Annotated in this window: 4 protein-coding genes and 1 rRNA gene; 3 read left to right on the top strand and 2 right to left on the bottom strand. The window is 70.9% G+C overall.

Annotated elements, in window-relative coordinates; all coding sequences use genetic code 11:
* Nucleotides 1-102: ribosomal RNA gene (rrf, locus tag KME80_RS49580) — 5S ribosomal RNA — on the top strand; the annotation flags it as partial.
* A 167-nt stretch (nt 103-269) separates the two neighbouring features.
* On the opposite strand, the gene KME80_RS49585 is transcribed toward rrf, so the two are convergent.
* Both KME80_RS49585 and KME80_RS53120 read right to left on the bottom strand, forming a co-directional pair.
* Nucleotides 270-1604, bottom strand: a complete 1335-nt coding sequence (locus KME80_RS49585; protein ID WP_219519993.1) for an outer membrane protein assembly factor BamB family protein — start codon at nt 1602-1604, stop codon at nt 270-272.
* Nucleotides 1605-2545: 941 nt separating this feature from the next.
* Nucleotides 2546-2998, bottom strand: coding sequence for an Lrp/AsnC family transcriptional regulator (locus KME80_RS53120; protein WP_219519996.1), 453 nt, complete (start codon nt 2996-2998; stop codon nt 2546-2548).
* Between the two features lie 127 nt (nt 2999-3125).
* Between KME80_RS53120 and KME80_RS49595 the strand changes: the two genes are divergently transcribed.
* The gene (locus tag KME80_RS49595) at nt 3126-4013 is read left to right on the top strand and encodes a phenylalanine 4-monooxygenase (RefSeq protein ID WP_219519999.1); all 888 of its coding nucleotides are present in this window, start codon (nt 3126-3128) and stop codon (nt 4011-4013) included.
* A gap of 33 nt (nt 4014-4046) precedes the next feature.
* On the top strand, nt 4047-4265 hold a 219-nt coding region (locus tag KME80_RS49600; RefSeq protein WP_219520002.1), incomplete at its 3' end, for a hypothetical protein.

Below are 4265 nucleotides of genomic sequence, written 5' to 3' on the forward strand. Positions count from 1 at the left end.
GGGAAGGAAACACCCGGTTACATTCCGAACCCGGAAGTTAAGCTTCCCTGCGCCGATGGTACTGCACTCGGGAGGGTGTGGGAGAGTAGGTCACCGCCGGACAATCTTTCAGTAGAGGGCCCCGACATTCATTGTCGGGGCCTTCTCTGCGTTCACGATATGGCTTCCAGGAGACTGGGGGCCTTTTCGTGTTTCAGGGCCGGCTTCTGGTGGTGACGGGCCCGGCGTAACTACCGGCCCGGTCCGTCACCACGTACGGAGTTGGTTGGTCAGGACTGGTTCGTGTCGATGTAGCTCACCGCGTTCTTGCTGACCACTGAGGTCCAGGGGACGATGATGACCGCGCCGTCGCGCTCGTACACCTGGCCCCGGTCGGCCTCGGTGCCGTATTTCAGGGGGAGTGTCGCGAGTTCCTGGGCTTTGCCGCTGGCGGGGTCGAAGCGGACGAGGCGGGGGGCGAGCTCGCGCCAGTCGCCGACCTCCAGGGCCAGGAGTCCCTGTTCGTCGGCGCGGATGAAGGAGAGCGTCGTCTTGCCGGTGCCCGTCGACTGCCAGAGGCGGCGGCCGGTCTTGAGGTCGAAGGCGAGAGCCTTGTTGCGGTAGCCGCCTCCGTCCTTGGGCAGGTGCTCCAGCTTGGTCGCCAGGTAGAGGCGGTCGCCGTGCACGGCGTACGAGCGGCGTTCGTGGCCGCCCCGGACGAGCGCGACGCTGTTGAGGGTGCGCATGTCGGCGCTGCCCGCGTTGAACTCGCTCACCTTGCCCGTCGACGCGTACACGGTGAACACGTCGCCGCTGCGGGCCTTGCGATGGATGACGATCGGCTTCGCCGACAGGACGCCGTTCATCAGTGGGATGTCGCCAATGGGGTATTTGCCGGCGACGCGGCCGGTCGCCGGGTGCAGGACCTGGACGCTGTTACGCTTGCCGCCATCGCAGTCGAGCAGGACCACCACGCGGTCGGGGGCGGAGTTGGCGTCCTTCAGGTAGCAGCCCTTCCGGGGGGACCAGGTCCAGGCCTTGCCGCCGTCGGAGAGCCGGTAGCTGGTGAGCGTGTCGTCGACCTGGACGACGGCCATGTTCGCCGTCGACATGATGGTCGGCACCGTCAGCGATCCGCTCAGGGAGCTCTTCTCGGACGAGATCCCGGTCTTCCAGGTGAGCTTGCCGGTGGCGGCGTCGAGACCGGCGAGCTGGTCGCAGCGGCCTTCGGTCATGTACGCAATGGCGGCGGCGTTCTCGGACAGCTCCGGGGTGGCACCGCAGAGCTGCTTGCCGGGGGCGGGGAGGTTCCAGGCTTGTTTGCCGGTGTTCAGGGCGTAGGCGAGGACGGCGTCCTTCTGGGCCCTGATGACCGTGGTGTCGGTCAGCCAACTGGCGAACGCCATGCCGGCGGTGAAGTCCATGGTGCCGTGCCCGGCGAGGGGCACCGACCATTCGGGCACCCCGGGCTCGGCCTTCTTCGGCTCCTCGGGCTTCTGGGGATCGGGGCTGGTCGCGGCCACCGGGTCCGAGGTGCCGGACTGCGTCACGTACCAGGCGATGCCGCCGCCCGTCCCGAGCAGGGCCAGTGCGCTGAAGGTTGCGATGAGGGCGGTCTTGCCCATGCGCCGAGGCGGCGGTTGCTGGGGCTGGCCGCCCCACGGCCCGTGGCCTGGAGCCGTTCCCGCCTTGCCCCGGAGGTACAGCTGCGCCTGCGGGGCCGAGCCGCGCGGGGCAGTCTCCCGGGCTGCGGGTGGCCGGTACGCGGGCGGACCGCCGTTCGGAGGCACAGGCTCGTACGGGACAGGCTCGTACGGTGCTGGCTTGTATGGGGCGGGCTCGTACGGGGCTGGCTTGTCGGGTGCGGCGCCGGCCAGGGCGGGCTCGTGGGGGACGGCGACGTACGGGGCGGGCTCGTAGGGGGCCGGTCCCTGTGGGGGCGGGGGCAGAGGCGGTCCGGTGTTGGGCGATGGTGGCGGCCCGTACGGGTTCCACGGCTGTGGAGACGGCTGCCCCGGCGGTGGCGGCATCGGCTGACCGGACAGGGGCGGACCGACGTGCCCGGGCGGCATCGGCTGGCCGGGTGGCGGCGGACCGATGTGCCCCGACGGTGACGGCTGGCCGGGTGGCGGGGGAGGTGGTGTTCCGTGGGCTGGGGGGAAGGGCGCCGGTGGGGACGAGGGGCCGGACCACGGCGTCGGCGGGGGCTCGCCAGGCTGGTCCGGGGGTGACCAGGGGGCGGGCGTGTCCGGTGGCGTGGTGTCGGTGGGTGGCCTGGTGCCGGCGGGGGGCGTGGTCCCGGGGTCGCCCAGAACCGGTGGTGAGGTGGCGTCCAGGACCGGTGGCGAGGTGGCGTCGTCCCCCGGGGGCCCTCCGAAGTCCCCAGCGGGGGTGGGCGGGTTGGTCATGCGGTGTCCCCGATCAGGTGTGCTGCTTCCTGGCGTGGCGGGTGCGCGGCGGGCGTCCGGCCACGGCCCTCGCCCAGGGCGGTGAGCTCCTGGTGACGGGCACCGGGGCAGCCCCGCGCGGCTCGCGGCCGACGGCGGCGAGGGCCGGGGGGATGCTATCAGCGGGCTTGGAGCAGGGGTTCGATCCGGTACGGGATCTGGGTGGAGAGGGCGATCGTGGAGTCGGTGCGCTGCACGGCGGGGGAGGTCAGGATGTGCGCGATGATCTCCTGGAGGTGGTCGGTGCTGGTGGCGACCACGCGGCAGAGCAGGTCGTGCTGGCCGCTGGTGCCGTGGGCCTCCAGGATCTGCGGCACGGCGCGCAACGACTCGACGGCCTCCGCCAGCCGGCCCTGGGCGATCTGCAGCCACACGAACGCCAGGATGGGGTGTCCCGCGTGGGCGGGTGACACGGTGGGGCCGAAGTCCTGGATCACGCCGCGGGCCGTGAGCTTGTCCACCCGGGCCTGTACGGTGCCGCGGGCGACGCCGAGCAGGCGGGCGAGCTCGGTCAGGCCGACTCGCGGGTGGGCCCGCATGGTGACGAGCAGTCGGGCGTCGAGATCGTCCACGGCGGCCTCCTCGAAGGCTGTGCGATTCGACTAGAAATACCAGCAAAAGTCGTACGAAATCCAGCGTATCGCGCAGGGAAACTGCGCGCTCTTGCCAGGGATCTGGGGACTTGCTGTCATCTGAGACATGTTCGAGGAAGCACAGTACTTCGCCCCGATCGCTACCCAGGACGACGGCTCGGTGGTGGTCGAGCTGGCCTCGTCGCACCCGGGGTTCGCCGATCCGGTGTATCGGGCGCGGCGCAACGCGATCGCCGGGCTGGCGGTCAACCATCGGCGTGGGGAGCCGATCCCCGTCGCCGAGTACACCGAGCAGGAGCACGAGGTCTGGGCGCTGGTCACCAGGGAACTGGGCGTCAAGCACCGCGCCTACGCCACGGCCGAGTATCTGGCTGGGGTCGAGCGGCTGGGGCTGCCGCGTGAGCGGATCCCGCAGCTCCAGGAGGTGAGTGAGCTGCTCGAACCGCTCACCGGGTTCCGCTACCTACCGGCTGCCGGGCTGGTGCCGCTGCGCGACTTCTACGGGGTGCTGGCCGACGGGTACTTCCACTCGACGCAGTACATCCGCCACCATTCCGTGCCGTTCTACACGCCGGAGCCGGACGTGGTGCACGAGGTGATCGGGCACGCCAACGCGCTGGCCAGTGACCGGTACGCGGCGCTCTACCGGCTGGCGGGCCAGGCGGCGCGCCGGGTGGAGGGCGAGGAGGCGCTGGAGTTCGTCTCGAAGGTGTTCTGGTTCACGCTGGAGTTCGGCGTGATGCGGGAGGGCGGCGAGCTGCGGGCGTACGGGGCGGGGATTCTGTCTTCGTACGGGGAGATCGAGGAGTTCAGGGGGATGGACATCCGGCCGCTGGACGTGGCGGGGATGGGTACCACCCACTACGACATCACGAAATATCAGGACGTGCTGTTCCAGGCCGACTCGCTCGGGCACCTGGAGGACGTCGTGGGCGACTTCTGGGCGACCTGCGACGACGACTCGATCGCGAAACTGGTCGCCACCAGCTCCTAGCGCGCCAGCCTGACATTTCGTGATAATGCTCGAATGATCGCGGGCCGAGGGCGCGCGTTTCCACGAATCGTCCTGGCGTTCGCCCTGCTGACTCCCCACGCTGTCTCGAGCCTCCCCACCGGCGCCGCCGCCGCGGCGCCCCGGCAGGGCGTGACTCGCGCGGTGACGGGCCCCGGGCGGGCCGCCGAGACGCTCGGGCCGCCGGTCCCCGCGCCCGGCGGCAGGCGGGCGGCCCGTCGCAAGGCGCCGCGC

Origin of the sequence: Nonomuraea ceibae (assembly GCF_019396325.1) — a bacterium.
Lineage (GTDB): Bacteria > Actinomycetota > Actinomycetes > Streptosporangiales > Streptosporangiaceae > Nonomuraea > Nonomuraea ceibae.

Excerpts from the sequence above, each read along its gene's own strand:
- KME80_RS49585 (WP_219519993.1), bottom strand. The coding sequence starts at position 1,604 with ATGGGCAAGACCGCCCTCATCGCAACCTTCAGCGCACTGGCCCTGCTC.
- KME80_RS49595 (WP_219519999.1), top strand. The coding sequence starts at position 3,126 with ATGTTCGAGGAAGCACAGTACTTCGCCCCGATCGCTACCCAGGACGAC.